This window comes from Exiguobacterium sp. PHA03 (assembly GCF_041945985.1).
Classification (GTDB): Bacteria; Bacillota; Bacilli; order Exiguobacteriales; family Exiguobacteriaceae; genus Exiguobacterium_A.
Genome location: NZ_JAUTYQ010000001.1, coordinates 1,067,844 through 1,084,578, shown reverse-complemented (window position 1 = coordinate 1,084,578; position 16,735 = coordinate 1,067,844). Strand labels below are relative to the sequence as shown.

At 47.3% G+C, this 16,735-nt stretch carries 12 protein-coding genes; all 12 read left to right on the top strand.

The window, feature by feature from the left end:
- The first annotated feature begins 161 nt into the window (after positions 1-161).
- Complete coding sequence (gene gltB / locus Q7C19_RS05855) at positions 162-4,634, top strand: glutamate synthase large subunit (protein WP_375091866.1); 4,473 nt, start codon at positions 162-164, stop codon at positions 4,632-4,634.
- Positions 4,631-6,097 carry a glutamate synthase subunit beta gene (locus tag Q7C19_RS05850; RefSeq protein WP_056062080.1) on the top strand — a complete coding sequence of 489 codons (1,467 nt, stop codon included), beginning with the start codon at positions 4,631-4,633 and terminating at the stop codon, positions 6,095-6,097. Before gltB ends, Q7C19_RS05850 begins: the two co-directional genes overlap by 4 nt.
- Positions 6,098-6,255: 158 nt before the next feature.
- Positions 6,256-6,549: a PTS sugar transporter subunit IIB gene (locus tag Q7C19_RS05845; protein WP_290751047.1), complete on the top strand. Its 294-nt coding sequence runs from the start codon at positions 6,256-6,258 to the stop codon at positions 6,547-6,549.
- Positions 6,542-8,554, top strand: a complete 2,013-nt coding sequence (locus Q7C19_RS05840; protein WP_290786595.1) for a BglG family transcription antiterminator — start codon at positions 6,542-6,544, stop codon at positions 8,552-8,554. The genes Q7C19_RS05845 and Q7C19_RS05840 overlap by 8 nt, the downstream gene beginning before the upstream one ends.
- 194 nt (positions 8,555-8,748) lie before the next feature.
- Positions 8,749-10,179 carry a PTS mannitol transporter subunit IIBC gene (locus tag Q7C19_RS05835; RefSeq protein WP_035407382.1) on the top strand — a complete coding sequence of 477 codons (1,431 nt, stop codon included), beginning with the start codon at positions 8,749-8,751 and terminating at the stop codon, positions 10,177-10,179.
- Between the two features lie 34 nt (positions 10,180-10,213).
- Entirely contained in the window at positions 10,214-10,651 is a 438-nt protein-coding gene (locus Q7C19_RS05830; protein WP_231496845.1) for a PTS mannitol transporter subunit IIA, read from the top strand.
- 2 nt (positions 10,652-10,653) lie between these two features.
- Positions 10,654-11,796 carry a mannitol-1-phosphate 5-dehydrogenase gene (locus tag Q7C19_RS05825; protein WP_375091865.1) on the top strand — a complete coding sequence of 381 codons (1,143 nt, stop codon included), beginning with the start codon at positions 10,654-10,656 and terminating at the stop codon, positions 11,794-11,796.
- A gap of 246 nt (positions 11,797-12,042) precedes the next feature.
- Positions 12,043-12,840, top strand: coding sequence for a hypothetical protein (locus Q7C19_RS05820; RefSeq protein WP_035407387.1), 798 nt, complete (start codon positions 12,043-12,045; stop codon positions 12,838-12,840).
- Positions 12,841-12,908: 68 nt separating this feature from the next.
- Positions 12,909-13,433: a TraR/DksA C4-type zinc finger protein gene (locus tag Q7C19_RS05815; protein WP_035407390.1), complete on the top strand. Its 525-nt coding sequence runs from the start codon at positions 12,909-12,911 to the stop codon at positions 13,431-13,433.
- A gap of 197 nt (positions 13,434-13,630) precedes the next feature.
- The gene (adh, locus tag Q7C19_RS05810) at positions 13,631-15,151 is read left to right on the top strand and encodes an aldehyde dehydrogenase (protein ID WP_056062075.1); all 1,521 of its coding nucleotides are present in this window, start codon (positions 13,631-13,633) and stop codon (positions 15,149-15,151) included.
- Positions 15,152-15,173: 22 nt separating this feature from the next.
- Complete coding sequence (locus Q7C19_RS05805; protein WP_023468555.1) at positions 15,174-15,536, top strand: DUF779 domain-containing protein; 363 nt, start codon at positions 15,174-15,176, stop codon at positions 15,534-15,536.
- A gap of 186 nt (positions 15,537-15,722) precedes the next feature.
- Positions 15,723-16,733 carry a S66 family peptidase gene (locus tag Q7C19_RS05800; RefSeq protein WP_035407398.1) on the top strand — a complete coding sequence of 337 codons (1,011 nt, stop codon included), beginning with the start codon at positions 15,723-15,725 and terminating at the stop codon, positions 16,731-16,733.
- The last annotated feature ends 2 nt before the right edge of the window (positions 16,734-16,735 follow it).

Sequence of the window (16,735 nt, the reverse complement as noted above, 5' to 3'; positions counted from 1 at the left end):
TCCAAGTTTATGTAAGCGTTATCAATGTTGATATATGGTAATTCTACCTCCTGAGGGTGGACAAGATGGTGATTATGCATAGTAGCGAATAAACATAAAAGGGTGTAAAGTGTAACTTAACTGAATATACAGAAAATTAAGAAGGCAAGGAGAGTGCTACTATGACATTTCATAAATACCCTGAACAGCAGGGCTTATACGACCCTCGTATGGAACATGATGCGTGTGGGATCGGGGTTTACGCACATCAAACAGGACGAGCGAGTCATGAAATAGTTGAACATGCATTGGCCATGCTTTGTCAAATGGAACACCGTGGTGGACAAGGGAGTGATGCGAAGACTGGAGACGGGGCGGGTATTTTAACGCAATTACCAGATCGGTTGTTTCGTGAAACGGTTCGGCACATTTCCTTCCCTAAAAAAGGGGATTATGGCGTTTTCATGATGTTCTTGCCACGTGAGGAACGGGAACGGACGCGACTCGAACGAACGTTAGAGTCAATCATTTTGACAGAAGGACAAGACGTATTAGGGTGGCGGACCGTACCTGTTCGGTCCGAAGTGCTTGGATCAGGTGCACGTCGTACGGAGCCAGTCATTCGTCAATGCTTCATTGGTGCACAGGCGATGGAAGGATTGACATTTGAACGAACACTTTTTTTGATTCGACGAGCGTTTGAACGTGAATCGGAGCAACTCGGTCTCGAGCAATACGTCTTGAGTAGCTCGAGTGAAACAATCGTGTATAAAGGACTCGTGACGACGGATCAACTACGTGCGTACTTTGATGATTTACGAGACGAACGCTATCAGTCAGGCTTTGGTATTGTACATTCACGTTTTAGTACGAACACGTTCCCAAGTTGGAAACGTGCCCATCCAAACCGATATTTGATTCACAATGGCGAAATCAATACGTTGCAAGGAAACATTCGGGCAATGCGCGGTCGAGAACGTCGACTTGCTGAGACGACGTACGGTAATCGGGCAGAGGAAGTGTTACCGATATTGGATGAGACAGGTAGCGACTCATCAATGCTTGATAATGCGTTTGAGTTTCTTCATCTGTCAGGTCTTTCTCTCGCTGAGACAGCACTGATGCTCGTGCCGGAACCATTCGAACATGCCGAAATCAGACCGGCGAAGCGCGCGTACTATGAGTATCACAGTAGCATGATGGAACCGTGGGATGGTCCGTCTGCCATCGTCTTCACGAACGGAAAACAGATTGGTGCGACGCTTGACCGAAATGGTTTACGCCCGGCTCGATATGTATTGTTACGCGATGGTCACTTCATGTTGTCGTCAGAAGCAGGAGTACTCCCTCTTCGTGAACAAGACATTTTGTACAAAAAACGATTAGCACCGGGTGAACTCCTTTTACTCGATTTTGCGTCCGGTCAGTTAATCGCAGATGAAGAGATCAAGCGGGAGCTAGCGACACGTCACCCTTACGCGGAGTGGCTCGCTCAAGAAGTCGTTTCCCTCTCAAGTAACGACTTCAAGGAAACACTCATTGAACTTGGAACGAAACAACGGCATTTTGGATACACGCGTGAAGATATCGATCAATACTTGATTCCACTCGTCGAAGAACAAAAGGATCCGTTAGGCGCGATGGGAACGGACATACCGCTAGCGGTCTTAAGTGAACGTCCTCAATCCTTGTTCCGTTATTTCAAACAGCTATTCGCACAAGTCACGAATCCACCGATCGATGCGTTACGCGAAGAGATCGTCACCTCGACGCTAACATGGCTTGGTCGACAAGGGGAGCTGCTGACGCCGAACCGTGCGAACTGTCGTCGTGTTCGCTTAGAGACGCCGATCCTGCGACCAGACGAAGCCCATGTGCTTAAACAATGTGGACTTAAGCAGAAAACGATCTCAACGACGTTCACCGACTCGCTTGAAGAAGCGCTTGACATGATCGTTGATGAGGCTGTGACCGCTGCACAAAACGGGTATGAATTATTGACGTTATCGGATCGTCTCGTTCGCCCTGGAACATTACCGATGCCAATCCTCTTAGTAACGAGTTCGATTCATCATGCGCTGATTCGTAAGGGATTACGTACAAATCTCAGCTTGATCGTTGAAGGTGGAGAAATTCGTGAAGTCCATCATGTCGCCACGTTGATCGGGTATGGTGCGGATGCGATTTATCCGTACCTTGCATATGCGACGCTTGAAGAAGCAGTAGGGGATCGTTTTACGGATGTAGCCAAACGTTATCAAAAAGCAGTCACGGAAGGCGTCGTCAAAGTCATGTCGAAGATGGGCATTTCGACGATCTTCAGTTATCGGGGTGCTCAAATCTTTGAAGCAGTCGGAATCGATCGCTCTGTCATCGAACAGCATTTCACTGGCACGGTCTCTCAATTGAGTGGGATGACGCTTGAGCTGATGGAAGAAGAAGTCCGACGAGCACAACAGGTTGCAGATGAACGGATTCATTTAGAGTCCGGCAGTGTCTTCCGGTACCGTCAAGCAGGAGAACATCATGCGTTTAATCCAGCGACGATTCATTTGTTGCAACACGCATGCCGTACGAATGATTACCGGCTCTATCAAAAGTACGCTCAACGCATTCAGGAGGAACCGGCAACGGTGCTACGACATCTGTTGACGTTCAAGGAGACGACGGCGATCCCGATCGAAGAAGTTGAGCCTGTCAGCGAAATCCTCAAATACTTCAAGACGGGTGCGATGTCATACGGCTCGTTATCAAAAGAAGCGCACGAGACGCTTGCGATCGCGATGAACCGCTTAGGTGGAAAGAGTAATAGTGGTGAAGGCGGTGAAGAGGAGGAACGATACGAACGGGATGAAAATGGTGACTTCCGGATGAGCCGAATCAAACAAATCGCCTCTGGTCGTTTTGGAGTGACGAGTCATTATCTGGTACATGCCGATGAATTACAAATCAAGGTGGCACAAGGTGCGAAGCCCGGAGAAGGTGGTCAATTGCCTGGTGAAAAAGTCTATCCGTGGATCGCACGGGTGCGTGCATCGACACCGGGTGTTGGATTGATCTCACCACCTCCACACCATGATATCTATTCAATTGAAGATTTAGCCCAGTTGATTCATGACTTAAAACGTGCCAACGATCAAGCCCGGATTAGCGTCAAACTCGTCGCCAAAGGAGGCGTTGGAACGATTGCTGCTGGCGTTGCGAAGGGGTTAGCAGATGTTATCGTCATCAGTGGTCATGACGGCGGAACGGGCGCCTCACCTAAGACGAGTATTCAACATGCCGGACTGCCATGGGAACTTGGTCTTGCTGAAACACATCAAACGTTGACATTAAACGGGTTACGCGAGCGTGTCGTTCTCGAGACGGACGGAAAGCTATTGACCGGTCGTGATGTCATCCTCGCAGCAATGCTCGGAGCGAATGAATATGGGTTTGCGACAGCACCACTTATCGCTGTCGGCTGTATCATGATGCGTGCGTGTCATCTCGATACGTGTCCTGTTGGTGTCGCGACACAGGATCCAGAGCTCCGCAAGAAATTTACCGGATCTGCCGATGACGTCGTCCATTTCATGACATTTATCGCTGAGGAAGTACGAGAACATTTAGCAAAGCTCGGTGTGAGACGGTTGCAAGATCTCGTAGGGCGTACGGATTTACTCGAACCATCGGAACGACAACGAACGCATTGGAAGGCGAAAAGTCTTGATTTCTCTCGTCTCCTCGTTCATGTGTCACACGGTCCGGCTGAACAACAACAGCATCACGTCGAGCGTTCCTTTGACGCCCGTGAAGTCGCACCGTATTTAGAGTCGGCAGATTTCAGTCAACCACAGACACTACGTTTAACGATTCAAAATACAGACCGTGCGATTGGCACGCAGACCGGTGCGATGCTGACCAGACGATTTGGGGCACTTGGTCTTCCGACGGATCGATTGAAACTTGAACTGCAGGGATCTGCTGGGCAAAGTTTAGGTGCGTATCTCCCACGTGGGATGACGCTTGATGTCACGGGAGAAGCGAATGATTATGTAGGGAAAGGGTTGTCCGGGGGTATCATCGCAGTTCATCCTCCACGCTCGATTTCGTTCGTCTCGTCCGATCAATCGATCATCGGTAATGTCGCACTTTACGGAGCGACAAGTGGAGAACTTTATGTCAACGGTCAGGCAGGTGAGCGATTTGCGGTTCGAAACAGTGGAGCCGTCGCCGTCGTCGAAGGAATCGGCAATCATGGACTCGAGTATATGACCGGTGGATCTGTCGTTGTCCTTGGCGATATCGGAAAAAACTTTGCAGCCGGTATGTCAGGCGGTGTCGCTTATGTCTTACCGCGTAATCCCGAACAATTTTTACAACGTGTCAACCGCGAACTCGTCTCGACTGGACCCGTCACGCATGCCGAAGAGATCACGCGACTGAAGACGTTCATCGAGCGGCACGTCGAACGGACCGGAAGTGAGCAGGGCGATGCGATTCTAGCGAACTGGGATCATGTCATCCATTCGTTCATCCGCGTCATTCCATCGACGTACGAGAAAGTGACAACATTGATGGCTGATTTCGCAAAACAAGGACATAACACTGAAGAAGCGATGTTACTCGCATTCGAGACACATCTTGGTCGAAGAACAGGAGGAGTACGATGAAACGACGCGATCAATTCATGACAGTTGCTCGTTCAAGCGGAGCGGAACGACACCCAAGCGAACGGGTGGGGGATTTTAGTGAATACAAGACGGCTTTGACGGAAGCGGAAGCGAGTCAACAAGCAAGTCGATGTATGGATTGTGGCACCCCGTTTTGCCATGTAGGGGAAGTATTTGATCAAGTGAAGATCGGTTGTCCAGTCTATAACTTAATTCCAGAATGGAATTTACTTGTAGAAGAAGGTCGTTTTCAAGAGGCCCTCGATCGACTGCTTGAGACGAACAATTTTCCTGAATTCACGGGTCGCGTCTGCCCAGCGCCGTGCGAAGGATCGTGTACGTTATCAATTCATGAACCTGCAGTTGCAATCAAGGATATTGAACGATCGATCATTGATATCGGGTTTGAAAAAGGATGGGTTGTGCCTCGAATTCCAATGATACGTTCGTCGCATTCTATTGCCATCGTCGGATCTGGTCCTGCCGGTCTTGCAGCTGCTGATCAGCTGAATCAAGCAGGGCACCAGGTCACCGTCTTTGAACGAGAGGACCGCGTCGGCGGGCTTTTGACATACGGTATACCAGCGATGAAACTCGATAAAGAGGTCGTACAGCGTCGTGTTGATTTGCTTGAAGCAGAAGGAATCCACTTTCGGACGAATGTTACGATCGGCGCAGATATCACGCTCGAGACACTTGAAGCAGAGTATGATGCTGTAATCTTGTGTGTCGGTGCGACGGAACCACGAAAATTGACAGAAGCACCAACGCAAGGAGTCGGTTATGCGATGGATTATCTGACTGGAGTGACACGCCACGTGCTCTCGAAAGAACCGTTGTCTCCTGATCACGATGCGAGAGATAAGGATATTCTTGTCATTGGTGGCGGCGATACAGGAGCGGACTGTGTAGCGACGGCGCTCCGTCAACGCTGCCGCTCCGTCGTCCAATTCGGCAAGCATGAACAACCAGGTACGACACGTGCAACAGGAAACATGTGGCCGGATACACCTTTGCTTTATTCGATCGATTATGGATATGCGGAAGCATTCCAACAATTCGGTCGAGATCCCCGTGAATACTTGATCGCCATCAAGCGATTCACGACAAGTGAATCGGGTCAAGTCACCGGTGTCTGGACGATTCAGACGACAAAAACAAAAAATGAATCGGGTGCGGTGATCTTTGAGGAAATCGAAGGGAGCGATCGTTACTTCCCGGTCGATCAAGTCTGGATCGCTATCGGATTCAGCGGTGTGGAAGAGCGTATACTCGAGCATTTAGCGGTTGCATCGGAACGCGGAAAAATCAAGACGATTCGTTATGCGACGAACCGTTCAGGTGTATTTGCCGCAGGTGACGCACGACGTGGTCAATCGCTCATTGTCTGGGCAATTCGAGAAGGTCGTGAAGTGGCGGAAGCCGTCGGTCAATATTTAAGAACAATGCAACAAACTGGCTAAATCACGCAGTCTGGATTTTCTGGCATCTTCAGAAATCCAGGCTTTTTTGTGTTTGGCAAGGAAATCTGCCAGTTCAAAAATAACTATTGATTTTGTTTCAAGGTAAAACCCCGAAACTATTTCTGATATTCTTATAAAATGAAGGGGAGGAATGACGGATGAATCCAGAAATCATCTATTTCGTATGCGAGAGTGGAATGGCAAGTAGTGTCATAGCGGCTACGATTTTTAGAAAACGCTTACTTGAATGTGGGATTACGACAGACGTCAAGACATGTCGAATCGTAGATCTTCCTGATCAGGCATCTTTTATCGTCGGAGAAGCACAACTTATCCATCGACACGTCTGGAAAGCGTATTGTTCTGTTCATCCAGTCGATCGGATTCTGGATCCGACTGCATATGACGTCATCCTCGAATCTTGGCGGAAAAGAGTGAGGCTACATGACTGAATTCACACCACGGGAACACGATATCTTATTTTTCCTCTTATCACGTGAGGAACCTGTTCAAATACAAGAAATCGCGGAAACGCTCGAGACATCGGAACGAACGATTCAGCGTGAACGGGATCGTCTTGCCCAGTCTTTAGAAGACCATGAGTTACGTTTGACATATGTCCGCGGTAGAGGTCTGTTGATTGAGGGAACGGATGAAGCCAAACACGTACTACGGGACCAATTATTGTTATCACACAAACAATTACCGACTGCTGAGGATCGCCAAGTCGAGTTAGCGTATCGGCTACTGCAAGAAGACGGGATGGTCAAATTACAGGCGATCGCCCATGCGATGTACGTGGCACCGAGTACGATCAGCCAGGATTTAGAGCGGATTGATGAGTGGTTTATGCAATATGACCTTGAAATCAAGCGCAAAAAAGGCATTGGTGCCGAAGTCATCGGCGAAGAGATCAACAAACGACGCTTATTGATCTCATTGATCTTTACACAATGGGATGTTCTTGCTTTCTATCGGTTGTTGCAAGGAGATGTCGATCAGTTACCCCATCTGTTACAAATGAACCGAACATCATGGCTTGAGATGATCAATCAAGCGTATGCAGTCATTGCACCGTTGACGAAAGAAGGACGTCTCAATGACCGACAAATCATGCGTGCCACACTCAGCTTAGCTTTACAAGCGTTGCGCAAAGATCAGTTTCCGATGCGTTACGAGTTAAAAGCGTACCCAGTCGAAATTCTCAAATGGGTGGAACGCGTCGAAGAGCGATTACCTGACACATTGTCGATTGCCGAACGTCAATGGTTATCAGAAGAGTTGCGCGCGTTTTTTCAATCGGACGCAGGAGATACGGAAGAACTCGTCACACGCCTCCGTGTGAAACGATTGATTGAACACGTCTCTTTATTATATGGAACGAACTTTACGAAAGATTATGCTTTGGAGCGGGGGCTCGTTTCGCATATTCAATCCTATACGCGTCAAAATAGCGTCAATCCGTCCTATGTCATCAAACAAATTGAACGGGAGTATCCACGTCTGTTCGATGCGGTCAAACAAGCAGCGCTGTCGATCTTCACAGATGCGACATTTGAAGACGTGGATTTAGCATTTTGGGTCATGCATTTCGGGGCTGTTCTCAGCAAACCGACACCTAAACTACCATATCGCGTTTTAGTCGTCTGCTCTGCTGGACTCGGCTCTTCAAAGTTATTGATGAATCGGTTACGGCAAGAATTTACTGAACTTGAACATATCGATAACTCGTCGCTGTTTGGCATTGAACGGTTACCGATTGAATCGTATGACTTCGTTTTATCGACCGTGCCGTTGCCTGACATCCGCCCACCACATCTTCTTGTCAACCCGTTGCTCCCTCAGGATGAGGTCGAACGGATCCGAAAATTGATTCTTGCCTTACCAAAATCCTTCCAACCAGAACCACGGCAGACGAAAACAGAATGGCTCGATCTCGAGCAATTGCATCGGCTCGTTGCATCGTCGATTCAAGTGTCGAACGGATTTCAAATGGAACGGTTGGAGCGTGTGGACGATGGGATTGAATCGTTATTATTTGAGATCAGCACACGAATGGTCGATCAAGGATTAGCAAAATCAGCTGTTTCACTCTCGGCGCAATTGTTGCGTCGTCATGAGATGTCGGGTCTTGGTATTCCAGGAACACGGCTTGCTTTATTCCACGGACGTGATGCGACAATTCAAAGAGGAGGATTTCTCATTTTTGAATTGCCTGAACCAATCGACTTACTCGGGATGGATCAACAGTTGCAATCCGTCGAACGGCTTCTTGTCCTTGTCGCACCGGAAGAGACCTCGAACGAACTGCTTGAATTACTCAGTTCGATTAGTGCCGCAATCATTGAAAGTCCCGAACAAATGGATCAATTTGAGTTCGGAGAGGAACATGCAATTCGTCTGCTTTTAAATCGAACGTTTCGAACGGTAATTGATCAATTCCTAGGCAATACTTGAAAAACCCCTGTCACTTGATCCTTGAAGTGGCAGGGATTTTTTCTTGGATCAGGCAGGCTTCTTTCCAGTCTGTCCAACTTCTTGGACAAAGACTGAACTAGGAAAGATTGAGTAAGCGCTTGCAATGATCTTACAATAAGGGCATAGCAAAGCAATCATCTTATCAACTCATACACGAAATGGAGGCTAACGCAATGGCGACAGCTCAAAATGGAGCACGGGGTATCCGTGTACAAGTTCAACGGTTCGGTAGCTTTTTAAGCGGTATGGTCATGCCGAACATCGGTGCATTCATCGCTTGGGGGATCATCACGGCACTCTTCATCCCGACTGGATGGGCACCGAATAAGGAACTCGGTGAACTTGTCGGTCCGACAATCACCTATCTCTTACCGTTGCTGATTGGATACACGGGCGGGAAATTAATGCATGACGTCAGGGGAGGCGTTGTCGGGACGCTTGCGACGATGGGGGTTATCGTCGGAACAGAGATTCCGATGTTCCTCGGTGCCATGATCATGGGACCACTTGGTGGATACGTCATCAAAAAGTTCGATCAGTTGATTGAAGGAAAAGTCAAACCAGGTCTCGAGATGCTCGTCAATAACTTCTCAGTCGGAATCATCGGTGGTTTGTTGATGCTCGGTGGATTCAAAGTATTCGGACCACTCATGACAGGTCTTGACGACATCATGGCCGCAGCAGTTGGTGCGATCGTCAGCGCACATTTGCTACCATTAGCGAGTTTGTTCATCGAACCGGCAAAAATCTTGTTCTTAAATAATGCGATCAACCACGGTATTTTAAGCCCGCTTGGTCTCGACCAAGTAAACGAGGCGGGTAAATCAGTTCTGTTCTTACTCGAAGCCAACCCAGGTCCAGGTCTTGGATTGTTACTTGCTTACTCGTTCTTCGGTTCTGGTGCAGCGAAGAAGACAGCACCCGGTGCAGCATTTATCCAATTTATCGGTGGAATTCACGAAATCTATTTCCCATACGTCTTGATGAAGCCAGTCTTGTTGCTTGCGATGATTGCAGGTGGCATGAGTGGTATCCTCACTTTCGTCCTGTTTGATGTCGGATTAGTCGCACCCGCTTCACCAGGTAGTATCATCGCGGTCCTCGCAATGGCATCACGCGGTTCTTACGTCGGATTGATTGCAGGTGTACTTGTTTCAGCATCTGTGACATTTGTTGTCTCGACTGTCCTGCTAAAAACTAGCAAGGCAAAAGAAACGTCGCTTGAAGAGGCGAGCGCGAACGTCAGTGCGATGAAAGGAAAACAATCGATTGCCTCGACACTCGTTTCAGCTGATGCCAAACCACTTGCGGAAGTCGAACATATCATCTTCGCTTGTGACGCTGGTATGGGATCGAGTGCGATGGGAGCATCTGTCCTTCGCAATAAGATCAACAAAGCGGGCTTACCGATCAAGGTAACGAATACGTCGATCAGTCAATTGCCGCAAAACGCCGAACTGATCATCACGCACCGTGATTTGACGGAGCGGGCGAAGGAACAGGTACCAACGGCAGAACACCGATCAGTCGATAATTTCTTAAATGCCGGATATTATGATCAACTCGTCCATGAGATCGAAACAGCAAGAAATAAGATTTCTTAAAGATAAAGATAGAGACACTCAAGGAGGAATAAACATGACAACGACAATGAACCTTTCACCGGAACTTGTATTACTTGATCAACAATTCGCAGACGAGACGGCAGCCATCAAGGCTGCCGGTCAACTCCTCGTCGATCACGGATATGTCGAGGCGGGGTATATCGATTCAATGCAGGAACGTCATGCCTTATCAACGGTCTACATTGGCAACCATGTCGCGATTCCACACGGAACAGAGTCGGCTAAATCACAGGTCAAGAAAACGGGGCTATCGATTCTACAAGTACCGCAAGGCGTAGCGTTCGGAACGGAACAAGCACGACTCGTTATCGGCATCGCTGGCGTCGGGGATGAACACCTCGAGTTGTTATCAAATATCGCAGTCATTTGCTCCGATGAGGAGAACGTCGAGCGCATCGTGGCAGCGACATCAAAAGAAGAAATCATCGCGTTATTGACAGCGGAGGTGTAATTATGAAAGCCATCCATTTTGGTGCCGGTAATATCGGACGAGGATTCATTGGCTTACAACTCGTCAAGACGGGTTACGAAGTATGCTTCGTAGATGTCAATACGACAGTCGTCGATGCATTAAAAGCACGACATACCTATGAGGTGGGTTATGCCTCTGAAAGCGGAGGGCGTGAACGGGTCGACGGCGTTACGGCGCTCAACAGTTTAACTGAACCTGATCAGGTCATTGCAGCGATTCGTGAAGCAGATGTAATCACGACAGCTGTCGGACCGAGCTTGTTGTCGAAAGTAGCTCCTTTGATCGCGGAAGGGTTACGTCAACGTGATCAACAGACACCTGTCTACGTCATTGCGTGTGAAAACATGATTGGTGGGTCAAAACACTTACAAGCAGAGGTGGCGAAACATCAACCGGTAGCGGAGAACTGGCATTTCCCGAATGCAGCGGTTGATCGGATTGTTCCACTTCAGCATCACGAAGACCCGTTGTACGTCGAAGTGGAAGAATTCTTCGAATGGGTGATCGAAACGACTGGACTACCGGAAGCCTATCCACGGATCGAAGGCGTCACCTATGTCGAGAACATCGAACCGTTCATCGAGCGGAAGCTGTTCACTGTCAACACAGGACATGCGATTGCTTCGTACCTCGGAGCACTCTTTCATAAAGAGACGATCGCTGAAAGTCTAACGGATCCACGCATCCGTCGGGGTGTCCAGACAGCACTTTACGAAACAGGGTGGTTGTTACTTGAAAAGTACGGCTTTAATCCGGTCGATCATAGTGCGTACATTCAAAAGAATATGAAACGTTTTGAAAACCCGCGAATTCATGATGAAATCATTCGTGTCGCCCGTTCACCGATTCGTAAACTGAGTCCAAGTGACCGACTCGTCAAACCAGCGAAGGAATTGATGGAGCGTGGGATCGAAGCAGATGGATTAGCACGTGGGATCGCAGCAGCCTTAACCTATTTCGATCCAAATGATTCAGAATCTTCAGAATTAAATGCATATATTACGAAACATGGAATCGAAGATGCGCTGAACGCATATCTACAACTGTCAGCAACGGATCCACTTGGATCTCGGATCGTTGAACATTATGAAGCGATGCAACAACAAGTCAACTCGATTGCTTAAGAATGAATAACTCTGTAAGCCGAACACCTTTCATATCTGTGGAGGGTGTTTTTAGTTTGCGATTTAAATATGTCTTGGTATCAACGAAACAAGCAGTTTCTAAAAATCTTACTATCACAATTTGATTACAATTTGTATATTAAATTTGGAATATTCGAAAACGAATATTTAGCGATTAAAATACATTGTACGCTATATGAACGGAACATCTCTATTCCGATTTTTCAGGTAAGAGAAGGTGATCATATGTTAAATTATAAAGTGAATGTATATAGATTAAACGGAGCACGACCAAAAGCAACAAAAGGAACCGGACCGAAGCATTTGATCTATTCGAGTCAGTTTTCTTCACGTACACCAGTCCATTTATTGCATCAACTCATCTTGAATCGATTGTTGGTTGAGCAAGAAAAAAACCTGGATTTAACGTATACGATCGAAGTAAATGCGGTACTTGATCAATTCGTGATCGACGTCCGTGTCTTTTCAACAGATACGGTCAGCATCCAAGTCGAGCGTGACTTGATTGAAATCATTGAACGTGAAGAAGTTCGTCATATCCCAGCGCTTGAAATCGGAAAACCAGATTTCGCAGAATTCGCTCACATCGTCTTAAAGGTTAAGGAAGGTGGACCACGTCTTTCACAAGAGGATACGCAACGAATTTTCAATGAGTCTGGTGTTCGAGGACGAATTATCCTGCACAAGGAGCGAATCGATAGTCATGAACCCTCCCATTCGATTCAGTTGTTGATTGGTGGGGCCGAGAAGTGTTTGTACAGTCTCTCGCAATATCAGCTTGATCCACTCTTCCGTAAACATGGTTTGACGATTCAATCCTTGAATCTGTTACCGTTTGATTTATTCATGATTCGCGACAAAATCGCGATGCTGTCTTCAGCAGATGCTTCGCAACTGTGGATTGATGACATCACGACATCCAAGAATGGACGATCACATCAGATTTGTTTTAACGATGGGAATGAATGTATGACGGTTATCTGTGATCTTCACGGATCAATTCGGTCTTATAAGTGTTCGTGATGGTTTAATTCTTCTTCGAATAGGCTACATTCTTAACAGAGGTTCTAACGAAGGGGAGTCGAACAATCATGTTATCTAAACAACAGACGGAAGAATTCAAGCAACGGTTATTGAAGGAAAAAGAAAAGACGACATCAAACATCGAACAACGCGATACCGATTACGATGAAGGTGAATTGTCGAGTTACGATAATCATCCTGCCGATTCCGGCGATGAATTGTTCTTGCGGGAACGTGATCAAGCAATCACGGATATGCAAGAGGATATGCTATCAGATGTGGATCGCGCCTTAAAAGCAATCGAGGACGGAACGTATGGCATTTGCGAAGTCTGTGGAAAAGAGATTGAAATCGAACGCCTTGATATCATTCCAGAAACCCTATTATGCATTGAGCATGCAAAAGAAGAAGCAGAACAAAACGAGAACGATCCGAATTCGCGACCAAGCGAAGAAGATGTACTAGATCCATCTGTAACAGCTCGCGGGAAAGACATCGACGGTGATACGGACGGATTCTCGAAAGTGAGTGACTTTGGTAGTTCTGATACACCGTCTGATCAAGAAGATGGAATCGATCCGACACGGTCTTGACCAGCAAAACATCTCCCGAAAATGGAGATGTTTTTTTTCGAAAAAATATCACATGTATTTACCAGAATTTTTTGACTTTTCATATAATTTTGGTACGATGGTATCGAGAGGACTGTTTTTAGCCTATATTAAAATGTAAGCGCATACAAGCATCCGTCTCACTGCTTGACCATTTTAGTTGAGGGAGGAAATAACGCATGATTTATGACATTCCGAACAAGCAAGGGTCAAAAGTACAGTACAAGGAACGGTATGAAAACTACATTAATGGAAAATGGACGGCACCAGTCGGGGGAGAGTATTTTGATAATGTGACACCTGTTACTGGTAAGGTGTTGTGCCAAGTCGCTCGTTCTACAAAGGAAGATATCGAACTCGCTCTTGACGCAGCACATGCGGCAAAAGAAGCATGGGGGAAAACGTCTGTAACGGAACGTTCGAATATTTTAAATAAGATCGCCAATCGAATGGAAGAAAATCTCGAGATGCTCGCTTATGCGGAAACACTTGAGAACGGAAAAGCCGTTCGTGAGACACTTAACGCCGATTTACCGCTCGCGATCGACCACTTCCGTTATTTTGCTGGGGTCATTCGTGCACAAGAAGGTTCAGTCGGCGAACTCGATCAAGATACGGTTGCGTATCACTTCCATGAGCCACTTGGCGTCGTCGGTCAAATCATTCCGTGGAACTTCCCGCTCCTGATGGCTGTCTGGAAATTAGCACCAGCTCTCGCAGCAGGAAACTGTGTTGTCTTAAAACCAGCAGAACAAACACCAGCGAGCATCATGGTACTCGTTGAGATCATCGAAGATTTACTTCCACCAGGTGTGCTCAACATCGTCAATGGATTCGGTCTTGAGGCAGGGAAACCGCTCGCCTCAAGCAAACGAATCGCCAAAATCGCCTTTACGGGTGAGACAACGACAGGACGTTTGATCATGCAGTATGCTTCGCAGAACTTGATCCCGGTCACACTTGAACTCGGTGGGAAATCACCGAACATTTTCTTTGAAGATATCATGCAGGCAGACGATGCATTCTTTGATAAAGCAATCGAAGGATTATTGATGTTTGCGTTGAACCAAGGGGAAGTCTGTACGTGTCCGTCGCGTGCCTTGATTCAAGAATCGATTTACGAACCGTTCATGGAACGTGTTTTAGAGCGCGTCAAAGCCATCAAAATCGGAAATCCTCTTGATGCCGACGTCATGATGGGTGCTCAAGCTTCGAACGAACAGATGGAGAAAATCCTTTCGTATCTTGAAATCGGTAAGTCGGAAGGCGCAGAGTGTCTCATCGGTGGAGAGCGCAACATGCTCGAAGGAGATCTCGCAGAAGGATATTACATTCAACCAACGATCTTTAAAGGACACAATAAGATGCGCATCTTCCAAGAAGAAATTTTTGGACCGGTTCTATCGGTCACGACATTCAAGACGGAAGAAGAAGCACTCGAAATTGCGAATGATACGTTATATGGTCTTGGTGCCGGCGTCTGGACACGTGACATGAACCGTGCTTATCGGTTTGGTCGTGCGATCGAAGCAGGGCGCGTCTGGACGAACTGTTATCACCAATATCCAGCTCACGCGGCGTTTGGTGGTTACAAAATGTCAGGTATCGGACGCGAGAACCATAAGATGATGCTCAACCATTACCAACGGACGAAAAACCTACTCGTTAGCTATAACCCGAATAAACTCGGTTTCTTCTAAGTCGGAAAGGACGTGGATGCAAATGGTGGAACGTGTTCAGGCGACAGCAGCTTGTCTTGAGTTGATCGACCAGTTGAGAGAAAAACACGGTCCGTTGATGTTTCATCAATCTGGTGGTTGTTGCGATGGCAGTTCCCCGATGTGTTTTGCGCAGGGCGATTTATTCCTGGGAGATCAGGATAAAAAACTAGGAGAGATCGGTGGTTGCCCGTTTTATATTCATGAAGATCAATATGAGTACTGGAAACATACCCAACTCATCATTGATGTCGTGGATGGTCGAGGCGGAATGTTCTCTCTTGAGGGTGTCGAAGGAAAACGTTTTTTGACACGCTCCCGTGCGTTCACGCAAGAGGAATACGCTGAACTATCAGCATCAAGTTAATGAAGGATATAAACGCGATTTTGTCTAGGCGACTTGTTCATTCAGGTCGCTTGTACAGAATCGTGTTTTTGTTCGTATTACAGCGTTCTAACAGGATAAAAGTTGGTAATGCGGCATAAGAACGGTATAATGAACTCATATTTTGACGAGAAGATTTTTTCATACTATGACATTTAGGGGGTCACCATGAAATATCCATTTTTAGGTTGGACAGGTCACACGATCGGAGTGACGGCGCCCTCCTCCGGATTACGTGAACAGCAACAGGAATGGGTCGAACGAGCAGTTGAACAGGTACAAGCACGGCAAATGAACGTCCGTTTAGGTGAAACGATTTGGTCGCATCAACTTGCTGAGAGTGCACCGGTCAAACAACGCGCCGAAGAATTCAATCACATGATGACGGATGAGACGATTGATGCTGTTATCCCGCCATTTGGTGGGGAACGCGCCATTGATCTTTTACCCGAGTTGACACCAACTGCTTACCAAACAAAATGGTTGCTTGGCTATTCCGATATCAGTACGTTATTGCTCAGTTTGACGCTTCAGACGGGAATTGCGACAGCACATGGTCCGAACTTCGTTGAGCTTCGGAGTAAAGAATGGGACGAGACGACAAGTGCCTGGCGACGGGTTCTCGCGACGCCATCTGGAGAAACCGTCACACAGTGGGCTTCCGATCGTTATCAAACCGCGTGGACAGACGAAGAACGTCCAGCAGGTTCGTTATTTCAGCTGACGGAAGCGACAGAATGGAAAGCACTTGATGAGCGAACAGAAGTGACCGGACGGTTACTTGGGGGTTGTCTGGAGACGATTCGCCATCTGATTGGGACACCGTACGGAGATGTGAAGCGCTTCCAACATGAAGAGATCAACGGAGAACCGATTCTCTGGTACTTCGAGGTGTCTGAAGCGAGTTCTGCCGAGGTGCATCGGACGCTTCGACAAATGGCGTATGCTGGGTGGTTCGACCATGCGGCTGGCTTTTTATTTGGCCGTACGTCTGCAAGGATTACAGAAGATCTGACATGGCTAGACGTGTATCACTATCTAGCCGATGAAACGGGCTTACCAGTCTTATATGATCTTGACATCGGTCATCAGCCACCACAGTTAACGTTAATCAATGGAGCGACGGGTACGGTTCGTATTCAAGGAAAAGATTCACGAATCGATCTTACGTTCAACTAAAA

What these genes read in the sequence shown, in the direction of transcription:
- gltB (WP_375091866.1), top strand. Translation starts at nt 162, where the DNA reads ATGACATTTCATAAATACCCTGAACAGCAGGGCTTATACGACCCTCGT.
- Q7C19_RS05850 (WP_056062080.1), top strand. Translation starts at nt 4,631, where the DNA reads ATGAAACGACGCGATCAATTCATGACAGTTGCTCGTTCAAGCGGAGCG.
- Q7C19_RS05845 (WP_290751047.1), top strand. Translation starts at nt 6,256, where the DNA reads ATGAATCCAGAAATCATCTATTTCGTATGCGAGAGTGGAATGGCAAGT.
- Q7C19_RS05840 (WP_290786595.1), top strand. Translation starts at nt 6,542, where the DNA reads ATGACTGAATTCACACCACGGGAACACGATATCTTATTTTTCCTCTTA.
- Q7C19_RS05835 (WP_035407382.1), top strand. Translation starts at nt 8,749, where the DNA reads ATGGCGACAGCTCAAAATGGAGCACGGGGTATCCGTGTACAAGTTCAA.
- Q7C19_RS05830 (WP_231496845.1), top strand. Translation starts at nt 10,214, where the DNA reads ATGACAACGACAATGAACCTTTCACCGGAACTTGTATTACTTGATCAA.
- Q7C19_RS05825 (WP_375091865.1), top strand. Translation starts at nt 10,654, where the DNA reads ATGAAAGCCATCCATTTTGGTGCCGGTAATATCGGACGAGGATTCATT.
- Q7C19_RS05820 (WP_035407387.1), top strand. Translation starts at nt 12,043, where the DNA reads ATGTTAAATTATAAAGTGAATGTATATAGATTAAACGGAGCACGACCA.
- Q7C19_RS05815 (WP_035407390.1), top strand. Translation starts at nt 12,909, where the DNA reads ATGTTATCTAAACAACAGACGGAAGAATTCAAGCAACGGTTATTGAAG.
- adh (WP_056062075.1), top strand. Translation starts at nt 13,631, where the DNA reads ATGATTTATGACATTCCGAACAAGCAAGGGTCAAAAGTACAGTACAAG.
- Q7C19_RS05805 (WP_023468555.1), top strand. Translation starts at nt 15,174, where the DNA reads ATGGTGGAACGTGTTCAGGCGACAGCAGCTTGTCTTGAGTTGATCGAC.
- Q7C19_RS05800 (WP_035407398.1), top strand. Translation starts at nt 15,723, where the DNA reads ATGAAATATCCATTTTTAGGTTGGACAGGTCACACGATCGGAGTGACG.